Source organism: Neotamlana nanhaiensis (assembly GCF_000943555.1).
Classification (GTDB): domain Bacteria; phylum Bacteroidota; class Bacteroidia; order Flavobacteriales; family Flavobacteriaceae; genus Neotamlana; species Neotamlana nanhaiensis.
The window spans coordinates 249,620-267,507 of record NZ_JTDV01000003.1; the positions used below are offsets into that span (position 1 = coordinate 249,620).

The 17,888-nt window shown below is 33.1% G+C and carries 16 protein-coding genes and 1 tRNA gene; 10 read left to right on the forward strand and 7 right to left on the reverse strand.

Features of this window, described 5'->3' with window-relative positions; all coding sequences use genetic code 11:
- Positions 1 to 2: 2 nt before the first annotated feature.
- The 3 genes from map to gpmI are packed head-to-tail and all read right to left on the reverse strand — an operon-like array spanning position 3 to position 2,841.
- Positions 3 to 821, reverse strand: a complete 819-nt coding sequence (gene map, locus PK35_RS06555) for a type I methionyl aminopeptidase (RefSeq protein ID WP_044625897.1) — start codon at positions 819 to 821, stop codon at positions 3 to 5.
- A gap of 48 nt (positions 822 to 869) precedes the next feature.
- Complete coding sequence (locus PK35_RS06560; protein ID WP_044625898.1) at positions 870 to 1,274, reverse strand: BT0820 family HAD-type phosphatase; 405 nt, start codon at positions 1,272 to 1,274, stop codon at positions 870 to 872.
- A 49-nt stretch (positions 1,275 to 1,323) separates the two neighbouring features.
- On the reverse strand, positions 1,324 to 2,841 hold the full coding sequence (gpmI, locus tag PK35_RS06565) for a 2,3-bisphosphoglycerate-independent phosphoglycerate mutase (protein WP_044625899.1): 1,518 nt from the start codon (positions 2,839 to 2,841) through the stop codon (positions 1,324 to 1,326).
- Positions 2,842 to 3,073: 232 nt separating this feature from the next.
- Here gpmI and PK35_RS06570 point away from each other — a divergent pair, with 232 nt between their 5' ends.
- Positions 3,074 to 3,475: an ankyrin repeat domain-containing protein gene (locus tag PK35_RS06570; protein ID WP_044625900.1), complete on the forward strand. Its 402-nt coding sequence runs from the start codon at positions 3,074 to 3,076 to the stop codon at positions 3,473 to 3,475.
- A 104-nt stretch (positions 3,476 to 3,579) separates the two neighbouring features.
- Here PK35_RS06570 and PK35_RS06575 read toward each other — a convergent pair whose 3' ends face one another.
- Entirely contained in the window at positions 3,580 to 4,347 is a 768-nt protein-coding gene (locus PK35_RS06575) for a M48 family metalloprotease (protein WP_044625901.1), read from the reverse strand.
- A gap of 89 nt (positions 4,348 to 4,436) precedes the next feature.
- Positions 4,437 to 4,886, reverse strand: a complete 450-nt coding sequence (locus tag PK35_RS17845) for a GNAT family N-acetyltransferase (RefSeq protein ID WP_044625902.1) — start codon at positions 4,884 to 4,886, stop codon at positions 4,437 to 4,439.
- A gap of 76 nt (positions 4,887 to 4,962) precedes the next feature.
- Between PK35_RS17845 and PK35_RS06585 the strand changes: the two genes are divergently transcribed.
- Positions 4,963 to 5,388: a GNAT family N-acetyltransferase gene (locus tag PK35_RS06585; RefSeq protein WP_044625903.1), complete on the forward strand. Its 426-nt coding sequence runs from the start codon at positions 4,963 to 4,965 to the stop codon at positions 5,386 to 5,388.
- Between the two features lie 50 nt (positions 5,389 to 5,438).
- Positions 5,439 to 5,511: transfer RNA gene (locus PK35_RS06590), tRNA-Gly, on the forward strand.
- Between the two features lie 933 nt (positions 5,512 to 6,444).
- Here PK35_RS06590 and pepE read toward each other — a convergent pair.
- Positions 6,445 to 7,152 carry a dipeptidase PepE gene (pepE, locus tag PK35_RS06595; RefSeq protein ID WP_044625904.1) on the reverse strand — a complete coding sequence of 236 codons (708 nt, stop codon included), beginning with the start codon at positions 7,150 to 7,152 and terminating at the stop codon, positions 6,445 to 6,447.
- A 114-nt stretch (positions 7,153 to 7,266) separates the two neighbouring features.
- Between pepE and PK35_RS06600 the strand changes: the two genes are divergently transcribed.
- The 7 genes from PK35_RS06600 (at position 7,267) to PK35_RS06630 (ending at position 16,986) form a co-directional block, all read left to right on the forward strand.
- Complete coding sequence (locus PK35_RS06600; RefSeq protein WP_044625905.1) at positions 7,267 to 8,067, forward strand: hypothetical protein; 801 nt, start codon at positions 7,267 to 7,269, stop codon at positions 8,065 to 8,067.
- Complete coding sequence (locus tag PK35_RS06605; protein WP_044625906.1) at positions 8,054 to 8,860, forward strand: peptidase associated/transthyretin-like domain-containing protein; 807 nt, start codon at positions 8,054 to 8,056, stop codon at positions 8,858 to 8,860. The genes PK35_RS06600 and PK35_RS06605 overlap by 14 nt, the downstream gene beginning before the upstream one ends.
- 57 nt (positions 8,861 to 8,917) lie before the next feature.
- Entirely contained in the window at positions 8,918 to 9,421 is a 504-nt protein-coding gene (locus tag PK35_RS06610) for a DUF6702 family protein (RefSeq protein ID WP_044625907.1), read from the forward strand.
- A gap of 109 nt (positions 9,422 to 9,530) precedes the next feature.
- Positions 9,531 to 11,783 carry a M1 family metallopeptidase gene (locus PK35_RS06615; RefSeq protein ID WP_044625908.1) on the forward strand — a complete coding sequence of 751 codons (2,253 nt, stop codon included), beginning with the start codon at positions 9,531 to 9,533 and terminating at the stop codon, positions 11,781 to 11,783.
- 82 nt (positions 11,784 to 11,865) lie between these two features.
- Positions 11,866 to 12,153 (forward strand): Sec-independent protein translocase subunit TatA/TatB, encoded by a 288-nt coding sequence (locus PK35_RS06620; protein WP_044625909.1) that lies wholly within the window; start codon positions 11,866 to 11,868, stop codon positions 12,151 to 12,153.
- A 132-nt stretch (positions 12,154 to 12,285) separates the two neighbouring features.
- Positions 12,286 to 14,574: a tetratricopeptide repeat-containing hybrid sensor histidine kinase/response regulator gene (locus PK35_RS06625; protein WP_082048536.1), complete on the forward strand. Its 2,289-nt coding sequence runs from the start codon at positions 12,286 to 12,288 to the stop codon at positions 14,572 to 14,574.
- Between the two features lie 141 nt (positions 14,575 to 14,715).
- On the forward strand, positions 14,716 to 16,986 hold the full coding sequence (locus PK35_RS06630; protein WP_052825906.1) for a tetratricopeptide repeat-containing hybrid sensor histidine kinase/response regulator: 2,271 nt from the start codon (positions 14,716 to 14,718) through the stop codon (positions 16,984 to 16,986).
- 2 nt (positions 16,987 to 16,988) lie between these two features.
- Here PK35_RS06630 and PK35_RS06635 read toward each other — a convergent pair whose 3' ends face one another.
- The gene (locus PK35_RS06635; RefSeq protein WP_044625910.1) at positions 16,989 to 17,633 is read right to left on the reverse strand and encodes an O-methyltransferase; all 645 of its coding nucleotides are present in this window, start codon (positions 17,631 to 17,633) and stop codon (positions 16,989 to 16,991) included.
- Positions 17,634 to 17,888: the final 255 nt, after the last annotated feature.

The window sequence follows — 17,888 nt, forward strand, 5'->3', positions numbered from 1 at the left end:
TGTTATAGCACTAAAGCGTGTTGTCTAAACTCGTTTTCTTCGTCGCTTTTTATGCCTAAAGCTTCATAAACGTAAGCAAACGTAGAAAGTATTTCTGGTTTACCATCAATAATGGCTACGTCGTGCTCGAAATGTGCACTTGGTTTACCATCGGCAGTTACAATAGTCCAACCATCTTTTAATTGTTTAACGCGATGTGTTCCCATGTTAATCATAGGCTCTAATGCGACTACCTGACCTTCTAGGAATTTTTTACCACGACCACGTTTTCCGTAGTTTGGCATTTCTGGATCTTCGTGCATTTTCTTTCCTAAGCCATGGCCCACAAGCTCGCGAACAACACCGTAACCACGATCTTCACAAAACTTTTGAATGGCATACCCCACATCGCCCACACGATTACCAAGTTTATATTCGCGAATACCAACATAAAGCGATTCTTTAGTGGTATCTAATAATTTTTTGGTTTCAGGATCAATCTCACCAATTTCGAAAGTATACGCATGATCGCCGTAAAATTCATTTTTTAAAGCGCCACAATCTATAGAAACAATATCGCCTTCTTCAAGCGGTCTGTCTGTTGGTAAACCATGTACTACGGCTTCGTTAACACTACAAAGTAGAGTAGAAGGGCAATCGTAAAGGCCTTTAAAACCAGGTAAAGCACCTTGCGCACGAATAAAATCTTCGGCTAAAGTGTCTAATTGGTTTGTGGTAACGCCTGGTTTAGCTTCTTTTGCCAACATGCCTAATGTTTTAGAAACAATTAGGGCGCTTTCTCTCATTAACTCAATTTCTTCTCTTGTTTTTACTACAATCATACTTTTAAAAAATAATGGCAAAGATACTTAAAATAGACGTATTCGCTTTTATCTAAAAAGATCGAAAAATCCTTTTTTCTTTTCAGGAATGTTAGGTGTTTCGTTTGTTAATATTTGATAAATTTTACCCCAACCAATAAAGCCTCCAATGTTTCTATCATCAATAAAAACATCAGCATTTATTTTTCTACTAGCGTCGTTTTTAAAGTCTTCTTCAGGAAAACTTTGGTTAACCGCATAGAAAAAAATACCGTTGTCTTTACAGAATTTTACAGCTTCATCTAATCGTTCTCCATGTCGGTAAGTCCATAGAATAAGCCTATGACCTTCGTTTTGAAGCTTTTTTAAGGTTTCGAAGGCAAAAATTTTCGGCTTACCAATTTTAGGGTAAGCGTCTTCAACTATGGTGCCATCAAAATCTACAGCTATAATAAGATGTTTGTCAAAGTTCATTTGGGGAGATTTGAATTTGGAGCAAAATTACAAATATTTATTTTTTTAATTAAACCAAAGGATGCTGTGTCATTGCTTCAGGTTGAGGTACACCTATTAATTTTAAAATTGTAGGCGCAACATCACCTAAAATACCATCTTTAATTTCGGTTAGTTCTTTATCAACTAAAATAACCGGAACTGGGTTTGTGGTATGTGCGGTATTTGGTGAACCATCTGGGTTTATCATAGTTTCACAGTTACCGTGGTCTGCAATAATAATGGTTGTATAATCGTTTTCAAGTGCTGTAGTAACCACATCTTTAACACATTCGTCTACCGCTTCACAAGCTTTTATAGCAGCTTCCATAACACCGGTATGACCAACCATGTCTCCGTTTGCAAAGTTTAAACAAACGAAATCGGTTTCAGCTTTTTTCAATTCAGGAATTAAGGCATCACGCAGTTCGTAAGCGCTCATTTCTGGTTTTAAATCGTAAGTAGCTACTTTTGGCGAGTTACGTAAAATACGCGATTCTCCTTCAAAAGCTGCTTCTTGTCCGCCAGAGAAGAAAAATGTTACGTGCGGATATTTTTCAGTTTCCGCCATGCGTATTTGTGTTTTACCATGTTTCGATAAAACTTCACCTAAGGTATCTTTTAAATTGTCTTTATTAAAAATAACGTTTACGTTTTTAAACGTTTCGTCATAATTGGTAAGCGTTACATAATGCAAGTTTAATTTATGCATGTTTTGCTCATGAAAATCGGTTTGCGATAACGCTTCTGTTAGCTCACGACCTCTATCTGTTCTAAAGTTGAAGAAAATAACAACATCACCATCTTTTACTTTGGCAACAGGCTCGCCCGAATTATCAACCATAATAATTGGTTTTATAAATTCGTCGGTAACATCGTTATTATATTGTTTTTCTATAGAATTTGTAACGTTAGTCGATTTCTCGCCAACACCATTAACAACGGCATCGTAAGCCAATTTAACACGTTCCCAACGTTTATCTCTGTCCATAGCGTAATAGCGTCCTGTAACCGATGCTAATTTGCTGTTGGTTTTTTCTAAATGTTGTTCTAACTCGGTTAAAAACCCGAAACCAGATTTTGGATCGACATCACGACCATCTGTAAAGGCATGAATGTAAGTGTTTTCTAAACCAAACTCGTTAGCTGCATCAATTAAACCAAACAAGTGGTTAATGTGCGAGTGTACACCACCATCACTTAAAAGCCCAAGAAAGTGTACATCTTTATTATTGGTTTTGGCATAATCGAAAGCATCAACTAATACCTTTTCTTTATTAAGTGTTTTGTTTTTAACGGCTAAGTTTACCTTAACTAAATCTTGATAAACAATTCTACCTGCACCTAAATTCATGTGTCCTACTTCGCTATTCCCCATTTGGCCTTCAGGTAAACCAACGTGTAAACCATCGGTACGTAAGGTAGCAAACGGATATTTTTTGTAAAGTGAATCTATAAAAGGTGTGTTAGCATGGTCTATTGCAGAGACTTTTGGATCTGGAGAATTTCCCCATCCATCAAGTATCATTAAGATAACTTTCTTGTTCATTATGTTAAAATTTAATTATCCAACAAATATAACCAAGTTTGACAAAAAACACATATAAAAACCCTTTAAAAACAGCGGTTATAAGACTTTTTGTGGCTCTAAAATAAGACAGGTGAAATGTGAATAAAACGTTAAAAAACCGTTATTTGAAATACATAATGTAACAATTTAATTTTTTGAGCGTCTATTAAGTATAATCAAAAAACAAAATCAATAATTAAAATCTTTCATCATGAAAAAAACAATCATCTTATCCGCAATCGCTTTATCTACTTTTGTAAGTGTAAAAGCTACACCATCAACCGTAAATTATGAAACTCCAGCTCCAAAAGCGTATTATTTTAAAGTGAATTCTTTTTGTGTTTCAATAGCGCAAGGCGATTTAGACACGGTACAAAAATTAATATCTAGAGGTGCCGATGTGAACGAGAAGTCTAACGGAATGACGCCTGCTATGTATGCTGCAAAGTATAACAGAACAGAAATTTTAAAGCTTTTAATAATTCATGGAGCCGATTTAAAACAAAAATCTACAAAAAAAATGACAGCATTAGAGTACGCTAAATTACACGGTGCTAAGGATACAGCAGCAATAATTAAAGAACAATTATCGAAAAAGAAAAATAAAAAATAATTGTATTCATTTTATAATTATTTGAGCTAGTCACTCATAAAGAAAAGCCTTGTGAAAACAAGGCTTTTACTTTTTAAACATTTTTGGAGTTAGTAAAATCAATGTTACAGGTCTTTATATTTTCTAATAGATTCTTGAATTTTTTCAATTCTATTATCCGGGTCTGGATGTGTACTTTGAAACTCAGGAACACGGTTAGGGCCTGCTGCAGCTTTTAAAATTTCCATAACACCAATCATTTCTTCTGGGTTGTAGCCTGCTTTTATCATGAATTTTACACCTAAATCGTCACTTTCTAATTCGTCGTCACGTCCATTGGTTAGTAAGGTGTTTTGTCCGATGCCACTAATAACACCACCCATGTCTGCACCAACCGATCCAGCAGTGGTTAAACCTTGCCAATACTCGCTTTCGGCAATACGTTCGGCACTGTGGCGACCAAGAACATGACCAATTTCATGACCTAAAACTCCAGCGAGTTGATCTTCGTTTTCTAATTTTGAAAATAGGGCGTATGTGATAAATATTTGTCCGCCAGGTAAAGCAAAAGCATTTATAGTGTTAGGGTCGCTAAGTAAATGGAACTCGTATTTATATGGTGTTTCACTAGCAATACTACTATTTACAAGTTTATGCCCAACATTATCTACTAACGCTTGGTACTGCGTGTTTTCGTGCAAACCACCATGCTGTTGCGCCATTTGAGGTGCGCTTTGTAACCCAATGGCAATTTCCTCGTTGGCATTCATTGAAATAGTTTGCGTTCTGCCTGTATACGGGTTCACTTCTTGTTGGCTACAACGCTTAAAGACAAAAAATAAAGCGATGGCTACACCAATTAATAACCTGAATTTTAAATTTCTTCCTCTCATGTTTAGTTAATATTGTTGTTACTAAAAATACAAAAATTTGGGTTACGTTATTTAGACGCTATATTTTAGTTATGGTCACAAAATACAATTTATAGTTTTTTAAACATTTTGTAGTGTGTGCCGATGCTTTCGATTTCGAAAGCTTTTCCAAAAACAGTATATCCATTGTTTACATAAAAGTTTGTTGCCACTTCGCGTGCATTACACCAAATAGTTGTAGTGCCTAAATTTTTTACGAAATCTTCGGCATAATTTAAAACCAGCTTTCCTAGACCTTTACCTTGTTGATTGGATAAAACAGCCATTCCGCGTAGTTGATATTGCGAACTATCGCTTAAATCGTTATGATTGTTTTTAAAGCAAGAACAAATACCTAATAGCGTTTCGTTTTCATAAATACCAAAGTGATAGGTGGTGCTTAGTGTATCGCCATCGAAAATGCAAGTTTCAAATGGTTTTCCTGGTCTTAAAACAGGATGTCTTACAGTGTAACTTGCTTCTGGAGTTATTGTTTTTAAGGTATAGTTTGAGGAATTGATAGCTTTTAATTTTAAAAATTAGTATTTCAAACTTAAAATATTTTGGGTAATTATTACCTTAACACAAAAAATATTTATGGCTTTTAATTTTACAATTTTAGATAAGCAACAAATCGAAAGCATTGTGCCGTTAGTAGAAAAACTAAACGATTATAAAATACCTGCTACTATTTTAAAAGAACGCATTTTAGAAATGGCAAATCAAAATTATGAATGTGCTGCAGTTTTTGATGAAGATAAATTAATTGGCATATGCGGCTTATGGTTTTGTACGCGCCATTATGCAGGAAAAAGTGTTGAGGTGGATCATGTTTTTATTGATGAAGTGTATCGTAGCCAAGGTTTAGGGAAGAAATTTTTTAATTGGATTTATAATTATGTAAAAAGTAAAGGTTGTGAAACAGTCGAATTAAACACATATTCAACTAATTACGCATCGCATAAATTTTATTACAATGAAGGGTTTAATATTTTAGGCTATCATTTTTTAAAAAAGCTGTAAAAATTTTGCAGAACTACGAGGAGTTTTTATATTTGCAGCCACTTATTAAGGCGGGAGTAGCTCAGTTGGTAGAGCGTCAGCCTTCCAAGCTGAATGTCGCCGGTTCGAACCCGGTCTCCCGCTCAAGAAACACTATCGAAAACCGGTGGTGTTTTTTTATGCCAAAAAGTTTCTGTTTACTCAAATTAAGGGTGAGAAGTTTATCCTGAGCGCAGCCGAAGGGAACCCGGTCTCCCGCTCAAGAAACACTATCGAAAACCGGTGGTGTTTTTTTATGCCAAAAAGTTTCTGTTTACTCAAATTAAGGGTGAGAAGTTTATCCTGAGCGCAGCCGAAGGGAACCCGGTCTCCCGCTCAAGAAACACTATCGAAAACCGGTGGTGTTTTTTTATGCCAAAAAGTTTCTGTTTACTCAAATTAAGGGTGAGAAGTTTATCCTGAGCGCAGCCGAAGGGAACCCGGTCTCCCGCTCAAGAAACACTATCGAAAACCGGTGGTGTTTTTTTATGCCAAAAAGTTTCTGTTTACTCAAATTAAGGGTGAGAAGTTTATCCTGAGCGCAGCCGAAGGGAACCCGGTCTCCCGCTCAAGAAACACTATCGAAAACCGGTGGTGTTTTTTTATGCCAAAAAGTTTCTGTTTACTCAAATTAAGGGTGAGAAGTTTATCCTGAGCGCAGCCGAAGGGAACCCGGTCTCCCGCTCAAGAAACACTATCGAAAACCGGTGGTGTTTTTTTATGCCAAAAAGTTTCTGTTTACTCAAATTAAGGGTGAGAAGTTTATCCTGAGCGCAGCCGAAGGGAACCCGGTCTCCCTCTCAAGAAACACTGTCGAAAACCGATGGTGTTTTTTTATGCCAAAAAGTTTCTGTTTACTAAGTTTTTTTGAGTTGAAGTTAAGGAGTAGATTGTTCAAAAATTTACTCTAAAGTTGGTGGGTGGCGTAACTTCCGCGTAAGGGATAGCAGTGAAAAGCCCACAGCGAGGTACGAGCGCGGACTTGTAACGTATAGCCCGACCCCGACTCCGCCAAATCGGGTCGGGGGCACGCCCAAATTATTTTAATTGGCTTAAGTTGGTTTTTGGAGCAACCTCGTATGGCGTTTTGTTATACTCGAATATTCGGGCGTGTAGGTTACCCATTAGTGTTATTTGGTTGCCTTTTACTTCTAGCCAACTGCCTTCGCGTAATCCTACAACGGGTGGTGTATTGTAAAAATGAAATTCTTTTATGCGTGTTTCTCGGGTTTCGCCCATGTGCTTGCTATTGGTGTCGGGATCGAGGTAATGCGGGTTTATATTAAACGGCATCAAGGCTAATGCATTAAAACTTGGCGGGTAAACAATGGGCATATCGTTTGTGGTTTTTATAGTAAGCCCGCAAATATTACTTCCTGCGCTGGTGCCTAAATATGGTGTGCCGTTTTTTACTGCATTTTGTAGTGGCGTTATTAAGTTATTTACGTAAAGTTGATTGGTTAAAACAAAGGTGTTGCCGCCGCCAGTAAAAATAGCTTCGGCTTGGGTTATGGCTTCGGTTGGGTTTGGGTAGGTGTGTAAACCTGTAACGGTTTTGTTTATTTTTTTAAATGCAGTGGCTACAATGTTTGTGTAATCGTCGTGAGTGATGCCGCCTGGGCGCGCGAACGGTATAAAAAGGATGTTGTTGGCATGTTTAAAATGTTCTTGTAACGTTGGTAAAATATAGTCTAAATAAGTGCCGCCGTGTACGGTCGATGTACTGGCGAGTATAATGTTTTTCATATAATTGCTTTTGGTGTAAACTTAATTAATTATTGGTTTTAACAAAATATTACAGGACTTTTACCTTTTTTTTAAGATATAATTTGCGTAATTTAAGGTAGAAAAATTTTTAGTGTGAAATCAAAATTACTTTTAATTATTGCGGTTGTTTTCCCGATGTTAATTTTTGCTCAGTCGGTTAAGCGTATTACGGTTACTGGCGTTATTTTATCGGAAGCTAACGACGTTGAAGCGGTTACTGTTTTTAATAAATCGGCAAGTCAAGGAACTATCACCGACGAGTTTGGGGTATTTACCATTAAGGTTGCTTTGCGCGATGTTATTGAAATTTCTGCATTACAGTTTCAAACAGCTTCGGTTATTGTTGACGAGGACGTGATAAAAAATAAGACTTTAAAAATACAGTTAATAGAGCAAGTAAATCAATTAAGTGCTGTAACACTTAATTCTGGTTTGTCGGGATACTTGGAAACCGATATTGCTAATGTTAAAATGGTAACTTTAAAACCATTGGATGTTGGTAATATGGATGCCTTAGCTATGAGTGAGGATAAAGCATTTGATAATAGCGTAATTCGAGATCATTTAACAGCAACATTAAACCCGAATGCCTTAAATTATTTGCCTGATTTGGTTAAAATTATTGGACTGTTTGTAAAGCCTAAAGCTAAAAAGAAGAAAAATAATATAGAAGTAACCGAAACCAATTTACCTAACGATGTGCTAGATGTTTATACGGTGGATTATTTAAACCAAACGTTTAATATTCCTGAAGAACAGGTGTCTGATTTTATTACACATTTAGAAACTAAAAACCTAGATGAAAACCTTTTAAAGCCCGAAAACGAAATACATTTATTAGAATTTTTATTTGCTGAAAGTAAATTGTTTTTAAACAAGAATGCGAAAAATTAAATTGGGGTTTTTGTTACTAGCGCTTTGTAATTTTAGTATGGTTAAAGCGCAGTCTGTTGAAATTTTGGGTAGGGTTGAAAGTACTGCCGATGTTGAGAATATTCATGTAATTAATAAAAACTTAAATCAGTTTACAATTACCAATGTGGTTGGCGAATTTAAAATAATGGCCAAACTTAACGATACCTTACAATTTTCGTCTATTCAGCATAAACCGCACAGTGTAATAGTGACTTCAAGTATTATAAATTTAAGAGCTGTAAAAGTTTATTTAGAAGAGCAGGTAAACGAGTTAGACGAGGTTATGGTAGGTAATTTTTTAACAGGCGATTTAATGTCGGATTTAAAAAATATTAAAGGTAAACCACCCATTAATTTTTACGACGTTGGCATACCAGGTTACACTGGTAAACCAGCAACACAAAGTGAACGTAGATTAGATGAAGCTTCAAAATTTAGTCCTAAGTTAAATGGTAATTCTATGGGCGGTGGTGGTTCGGTTTCAATTTTACCAGTTATAAATGCTATTACTGGACGAACAAAAATGCTTAAAAAGCGTGTGAAGATTGAAGAAAAGGAAGAACTCATGCAAAGTATAAAAGGGCGTGTAGCAAAAGATTTTTTTCTGTCGAATCCTTTAGATGAAAGTTTACACGTAGACTTCTTTTATTTTTGTGCAGACGACGAAAATTTTATTAAACGCTGTAAGCATAAAACCGATTTTGAGATTTTAGCATTTTTACGATATAAATACAAACAATATCAGCAAAACTTACAGGTTACTAAAAATTAGAATTTTTTGGAACGTTTTTTGTTTTTTAATGCGTTACATTAGCGACAAATTTTATTTATGAAAATAAACAAAGTACTTATTTTACTTAGTGTTTTTATGCTTTTATCGTTTACTACATGGCATAAATATTACTTAAGTGTAACACAAGTAAATTATATACAAAGCAAAGAGGCTTTACAAATTACGTCTCGAATTTTTATAGATGATTTAGAGCAAGCCTTACGTAAAAACTACGATAAATCTGTTACACTAACAGGTATAAACCAACCCGAGGCCGGTGATGTTTTAATTGAAAAATACCTAAATCAAAAATTTACATTAAAAGTTAACAACAATCCAACTACTTATCATTTTATTGGAAAGGAATACGATGGCGATATTGTACGTTGCTATTTAGAGGTTGAAAATGTGAAAAATATAAAAACACTCCATATTAGTAATACTATTTTGTTTGATGTTTACAAGGAGCAGCAAAATATTATTAAAACAAAAATAAACGGGAAACAAAAGAGCAAAGTACTCACTACTTCTAACAGGAGTTTCGTGTTAAATTTTAATTAAAAAGCAGTTCAAACGATGAAAATTTATTAATTTCAGGCGTTTTTAGTTACAATAATTTAACTTATTTTAGCCGAAATTCAAAAATCATTAAAAATTCAAAAAACTAACAATGAAAAAACTAGCTTATTTACTGTTTTCATTTGTTGTTGTGTCTTCTAGTTTATTTGCACAAGAACAAGCGAAGCCACAAGGTCATACCGACCAAAACAAGTTCAGACAATTAAAAGATGTATTGGCCACACCAAACGAAACCAGAACGGCATCTGGTGCTCCAGGTTATGCCTATACGCAACAAAAGGTGGATTATGTTATGGATATTCGTTTAGATGAAAACAACGATAAGATTTTTGGAGAAGAAAATATAACCTATCACAATAACTCTAAAGATCATTTAGAGTATTTATGGTTGCAATTAGACCAAAATATGCGTGCTAAAGACTCGAAAACGCCCGATGCAAATTCAGAGAGTTTTCGATCGCCTTTTAATGGGCCACAATCATTTACAAAATCTAATTTAAAAGATAGATTTGATGGTGGTTTTAATATAGAATATGTTAAAAACGAAAACGGTTCGGCATTATCCCATACTATCAATCGTACGATGATGCGTATAAACCTATCGAAACCTTTAGCTCCAGGTGAGGTGTTTAAATTCAGCATTAAATGGTGGTATAATATTAACGATATTAATGTTGATGGTGGTCGTTCTGGTTTAGAAACTTTTCCAGATGGAAACAAAAACTACACTATTGCTCAGTTTTTCCCACGTTTATGTGTTTACGATAATGTTGAAGGATGGCAAAACATGCAATTTTGGGGGCGTAGCGAATTCGCCTTAGAGTTTGGCGATTACGATGTTAAAATTACGGCACCTGCCGATCATATTTTAGAAGCTACAGGAGAATTACAAAACCCTAAAGATGTTTATACTAAAGAACAATTAAAGCGTTTTGCAAAAGCAGAAAAAGCCTTTACCGATCCTGTTTTTATTGTAACACAAGAAGAAGCTGAGGTTAACGAAAAGGGTAGAAGCTCTAAAACTAAAACCTGGCACTTTACCGCTAACAATGTTCGCGATTATGCTTTTGCTTCATCAAGAAAATATATTTACGATGCTATGGCCGTTAATATTAATGGTAAAACCGTAATGGCTATTTCATTATATCCAAAAGAAGGTAACCCGCTTTGGGAAGAGCATTCAACTCGTGTTGTTGCCAATACTTTAGAGGAATATTCAAAATTAACCTTCGATTACCCATATAGCAAAGCTATTTCTGTACACTCAGAAAGACAAGGTATGGAGTACCCAATGATTTGTTTTAACTACGGGCGTCCTAACGAAGATGGAACATATTCAGAGCGACTTAAACGCGGTATGATTGGGGTAATTACCCACGAGGTTGGGCACAACTTTTTCCCAATGATTGTAAATAGTGATGAGCGCCAATGGACGTGGATGGACGAGGGTTTAAACTCGTTTGTTGAAACTTTAGCCGAGTTAGATTACGACCCTAATTTTATTACGGGTAACTTACCAAAAGATATTGTGCCTTACATGGGCGGCGATCAAAATTACATCTCGCCAATAATGTCTCAAGGAGATTACGTTTATCAATTTGGACCAAATGCATATACAAAGCCTGCAGCTGGTTTATACATGCTACGCCAAACCATTATGGGGCCAGAATTATTCGATTTTGCGTTTAGAACCTATTCACAACGTTGGATGTTTAAACACCCAACACCTGAAGATTTCTTTAGATCGATGGAAGATGCTTCGGGTATGGATTTAGATTGGTTCTGGAGAGGATGGTTTTACACTACCGATTATACCGATATTGGTATGAAAGAAGTTAAAGAATATTATTTAACCGATAAGCCAACAGAGCAAGCCAAAGAACAGGCTAAGCGATACAATATGAATCTTGAAGAGTATGATGGTAAATTAATTTATTACGCTGAAGCAGAAAATGGTGTGGTACCAAGTGATGCTAAAAATCCGTCAGACTTCGCCGTGTTAAACGATTATTTAGCGACCTTATCAGCTGAACAAAAAGCAACGTTAAAAGCTGCTCCAAAACATTTTTATGAAGTTACTTTCGAGAAACCAGGCGGACTCGTAATGCCTATCATTTTAGAAATTACTTACGAAGATGGTACTAAAGAGCGTAAAACATTCCCAGCTCAAATATGGAGATATAACGACAAAGAGGTCACTAAAGTTTTTAAAACAGAAAAAGCAATTACAGGTTTTGTAATTGATCCAGATTTAGAAACTGCCGATGTTGATACATCAAATAACGCTTGGCCAAGAGAAGAAAAAAATAACTTCGATAAGTTTAAGGAACAAGTAAAAGAATAATAAATTCTTAAATATTTTTTAAAGCCGATTAATTTTAATCGGCTTTTTTTATTCTAACAAAAACAACACGTATATTTGTATCGTGATACAGCAACCTACATTATTATTTATTAGCGGACCAGAAATAGCATTCATTCTTTTTATTGCTATAATGGTTTTTGGTGCCGATAAACTTCCAGAAATTGCACGTGGTTTAGGGAAAGGCATGCGCACTTTAAAAGATGCCACAAACGATATTAAACACGAAATTACCAAAACCGCCGAAAACAATGGTATAGACACCAGTGTAGCATCGGATGTAAAAAAGGAACTTGAGAAGGTAAAAGATGATCTTGAGGACTTTACGGGCTCGGTAAAACGGAATATTTAGTCGTTTATCTATTCGTCGATGTGTATTTCATCTATTAATCAGTTACATAAAGCTTTTTATCGAGTTTATTGTTGCGATTCTTACTTTAAAAATAAATTTGAAGTACCAAATCACTATTAATAAACCTACAAAATGAAAGCAGCCCTACTTTATTGTTTTCTATTCTTTTCTATGCTATCTTTTGGAAAAGAGGAACGCGAAATTATCAAAGACATTGATAATATTAATTCTTCGGCAACGCAATATCTTGAAAATAAACATATTGTTAATGCCTTTAAAGAATTTGTTCTAGCCAAAAAACTATCAGACTCAATTCAAGACCACTATGGTAGTGCTTTAGCAAATTTCAATATTGGAAATATTTATAATTTAATGGAGAATTACGATTCGGCAAAATCGTATTACAAATCTACTCTCGAATCTTTGGTTAATTTAAACGACAACTATTTGTTGGCAAGCACCTATTTAAATTTAGCAAAAATTCATACCAAAGAATTTAACTATGCAAAGGCAACTTATTATTTTAATGAAACTTTAAAATTTGCTAAAAATTATGCTACATTAAGTCATGCTGAAAGTAAAAAAACCGAGCAAGTTTATTTTGAAGCACAATTAAATTTATGCGACTTGCTTATTTCTAAAGGCGATTTAGAAGCGGCATTAATTAGTTTATTAAAAATAAAATCGAACTTAGAAACTAAAAAAATAGATAAATATTATTTAGGGTATTATTATTATGTGTTTGGTATTTATTATGCCAAAAAAGAGTTGTTTAACAATGCCATTGAAAATTTTAGAAAGGCCATTCCGTTTTTTGAAAACAATACGCAAAACTTACCATTATTAAGTAAGGTTTACATGCAATTATCTATGGCTTTGGCAAAATCGGGTAAAAGTACCGAGGCGTATTTAACCTTGTTGGAACATAATAAGTACAAGGATGAATTAGATAGTAAAAAGAAAAATCAACAAGATTTACTTACTAAATCAAAATTTTTAATTGAAGATTATAAAACAAATGCCGAAAAAGCTAATGCCGAAAAGTTACAGCAGATGCAAGTGGCCGATAAGTTTAAAAAAATTAACATTGCTATAATTATTACCTTAGTTTTACTGTTATTTTCTGTTGCGATAATTTATAGCAATTACCTGTCTAAACGTAAATTAAGTAATACACTTGAAGCAAAGAATAGCGAACTTGAAATAGCTAAGAATAAAGCTGTAAAAACGGCCGAATTAAAAAGTAAATTCATATCAAACGTTTCTCACGAGTTAAGAACACCTCTTTACGGTGTGGTAGGTATTACATCGCTATTATTAGAAAAAAACGATTTAAATGTTGCCGATAAAAAATACTTAAATTCCTTAAAGTATTCTGGCGATTATTTGTTAAATCTTATTAACGATATTTTACAGGTTAGTAAAATGGAAGCTCAAAAAGTTGAAATTAAAAATGTTTCGGTAAACTTATCAGAAATGTTAAACAACATTGTAAATACATTTAGCTACCGTTTAGAAGAAACTAATAACAAACTACAATTAAATATTGATAGTTACGTACCACATTTTATAAAGTGCGATAAAGTACGATTGTCTCAAATTTTAATTAACCTAATTGGTAATAGCGTAAAATTTACATCTAACGGTATTATTAAATTAAATGTAGTATTGTTAAGTAAAAACGATAACAAAGTAGGACTTCGTTTTGAAGTTGAAGATAATGGTATTGGTATACCGAAAGAGAAATTCGATACAATTTTTGAAAACTTCTCGCAAATTGAAGAAAGTAATTTAAATTATCAAGGTACTGGGTTAGGGCTTTCAATTACTAAAAATTTAGTAAACTTGTTTGGAGGTGATATTAAATTAGAGAGCGAAGTTAATGTAGGTACCAAAATAAGCTTCGAACTTAATTTTGATTTAGATAATTTAAATACAGTTAAGAAACCTGAAGCTAAATCGGTTAAAAATAATGCCGTTAATAAAGAAAATGGTATTAAAATTTTAGTAGCCGAAGACAATAAAATTAATCAAGTAGTTACTAGAAGTTTATTAACAAAACAGGGTTATAGTTGCACAATTGTCGATAATGGCCAAAAAGCCTTAGAAGAAATACGCAATAACCATTACGATTTAGTTTTAATGGATATTAATATGCCAATAATGAATGGTAATGAAGCTACAAAAGCCGTAAGACGTTTTAATTCCGAAATTCCAATAATAGCGCTTACTGCTGCCGATATTGAAGATATAAGTAAAAATTGTAAAGACATTGGTTTTAACGATTATATTATTAAACCTTTTGATAATTACGAGTTCTTTCAAGTTATTTCAGAAAACATTCAAAAGACTAATGTAGCTAAAGTTAAAACGGTAGAATCTCAAGGTAACGCTAATTTAAGAGTCGTAAAGGCTTCATAAGTAACTAAAACTGTAAAATTAACAATTTCTATTCGTCGATAATAAACTTCGTTTAACAGGTATTAAACTCTCAATTGTCGATTATTTGTAATGGAAGTATTTCATAGCTCTATTTTTGTATAGATTTAATTTTATACTGCTATGAAAAAATATAAATTAACATTCTTAATTCTTTTTACTGTTTTTTGCAGTACAGCTCAAGATAATCATAGAATTAAAATAATAGATAACGAAAGTGCTCCCCAATTTTACGCGTTAAACACTAATATTGTAAATTCGTTTAAAAATTTTTTAAAAGCAAAATCTACATGCGACTCCATAAACGATTTTCATGGTAGCGCCATTGCTAGTTATAATATAGGTAGAATTTATGGTTTAATGGAAGATTATAAATCAGCAGAAACTTATTATAAAGAAGCTGTTGCTTTAGAAAGTAAAATTACAGACAATTATTTATTTACCAATGTGTATTTAAATTTAGGTAAAATTTCTAAAACTAATAAGTTATTTAGTGCAAGCGAAAGTTACTTAAATAAAGCGTTAAATTATAGTAGTAAAAATTTAATAGATGTAAACGCTAAGAGTAAAAGTAAATTTGTAGAACTTGACTTTGTAGTTAAGATCACTTTAAGTGAATTATATATTGATAGTGGCACGTTAGATAAAGCATTTGTTGAATTACTTAAGGTAAGCCACTATTTTAATACTTCACAAATTTCTCCTAAAATAAATGCTCTCTATAATTTTGTTTATGGCGAATATTATTTTAAAAACGCCCTTTATAATAAAGCTATATTAAAATATAATGCAACAGCTCATTTTTTAGCAGATGAGACATCACATAATTCTTTAGTTTTATTAAGTAAAACGTATTATAATTTATCGTTGTTGTACGATAAAATAAATAATATCGAAGAAGCCTATCAGAATTTATTAAAGCATAGAAAATACAACCAAATACTTCAAAAATCTAACTACGAAAAAAATGATGTTATAACTAAAACTAAGTTTTTAATAGAAGACTATAAAAACGACGCACAAATAGAAGCTGCTAAACGTTTACAACAAGAAGCTATAACCAATAAGTTTAAAAGAGTAAACAATATAAACGTGGTAATACTTTTACTCATGCTACTTATCATTTTGGTTATTTGGAAAAGTTACGATACCAAAACTAAACAGAGTAGGGCATTACATGCCAATAATATTCAACTTAAAATAGAAAAAAATGCTGCAATTAAAACGGCAGAGCTTAAAAGTAAGTTTATTTCGAATGTATCGCACGAATTACGAACACCTTTGTATGGCGTAACAGGTATAACCTCATTATTACTGGAAAAAAATAATTTAGATAGCTCCGATAGAAAGTATTTAAAGTCGCTTAAATATTCTGGTGATTATTTGTTAAACTTAATAAACGATATTTTAGAGGTTGGCAAAATGGAAGCCAATAAAATTACACTTAAAAATACCTCGGTAAATATTAGAGTTTTAGTTAACGAAATTGTGAAGTCCTTTAATTTTGGAGTAGAAAATTCAACAAATAAAATTATAGGGTCTGTTGATAATTTGGTACCCAAATTTATTAAATGCGATAAGGTAAGACTATCTCAAATTTTAATAAACCTTATGAGCAATAGCATAAAGTTTACAACCAATGGTGAAATTAATTTAAGAGTAAAATTACAAAGTTTAAACCATGAAAACGTAACCCTTTGCTTTGAGGTAGAAGATACTGGTAAAGGGATTCCTGAAGATAAAATTGATAGTGTTTTTGATAAGTTTTCACAACTAGAAAACAGTAATTTAAATTATCAAGGCACTGGTTTGGGACTTTCTATTACAAAAAATTTAGTTGAGTTATTTGGAAGTAAAATTAAAATTAAAAGTGAAGTTGGTATTGGAACCAAAATAAGTTTTGATATTGATTTTAAAATAGCTGTTGAAGCTCTAGGGGCTAACCCAAAACAAAATAAATTAAACAACAAAACACAATTTGTTGGTATCCCTATTCGTGATTATAATATTTTAATTGCTGAAGACAATAAAATTAACCAGGTAGTAACTAAAAATTTGTTAACCAAAAAAGGTTTTCAATGTGATGTTGTAGAAAATGGTAAAGAGGCTCTTGAAGCTGCAAAAAATAAGCGTTATAACCTCATTTTAATGGATATTAATATGCCAATAATGAATGGTAAAGATGCAACAATACTAATTAGAAAGTTTAACCAAAATATACCCATAATTGCTTTAACCGCAGCAAATATTGAAGAAATAGCAAATGAAAAAGATACCATAGGTTTTACCGATATTATTACCAAACCATTCGATAATTATGAATTTTATCAAATAATTGAAACACTTATACAGTCTAATAGTAGTGGTAATTTAAATTTAGAAAATGTATCTTAAAATTATACTTTTCTACTTATGGTTAGGCCATCTCTAATGGGGAGTAATACCGTTTCAACCCGAGTATCGTTTTTTAATAAGGCATTGTAAGCAATTAAGGCGGGCGTTGAAGTATCGTCTTTTTTAAAGGTTTTGTCTAAAATTTTACCGCTCCATAATACATTATCCGATAAAATAATACCGCCAGTGTTTAGCTTATCAATAATTAAGTTAAAGTAGTTTGAGTAGTTATCTTTATCAGCATCAATAAAAACCAAATCAAATGTTCTGTCTAGCTCTGGAATAATGTTTAGCGCATTTCCTAAATGCTGATGTATTTGCTTTCCGTAACCCGATTTATCAAAATACTTTCTTTGAAAATCGTATAATTCTTCATTAACATCAATAGTGTGCAATTCGCCTTCACTTTGCATACCTTCAGCTAAACACAAGGCAGAATAACCTGTGTAAGTACCAATTTCTAAGATGTTTTTAGGGTTTACCAGTTTCGAAATCATACTTAACAATCTGCCTTGATATTGACCACTCAACATACGTGGCTGTAATATTTTTTGATAGGTTTCTCGGGTAAGCTGTTGCAATAATTCTGGTTCGTTTTCAGAATGCGCAACAACGTAATCATCGAGTGCTTCGGGAATAAAATGCATAGTTTAAATTTCAAAGGTATTGATAAGACAAAATTATTGTTTTTCTAATTATTTAATATCATTTCAAGTAACTTAATATTAATATGTGCAGTTCGTCAGAAATTTGTTTTTCAACGTAAATTTCAAGTGTATGTTTGGTAACAGGTTAGTCATTACGTGTTTAGTTTAAAAAAAAGCACTAAAGCATGTAACTTTTATTTTAAATGAGACACTTATTTGTGTGAATTAATTTACTTTAGTAAGTATGTAAGTTAT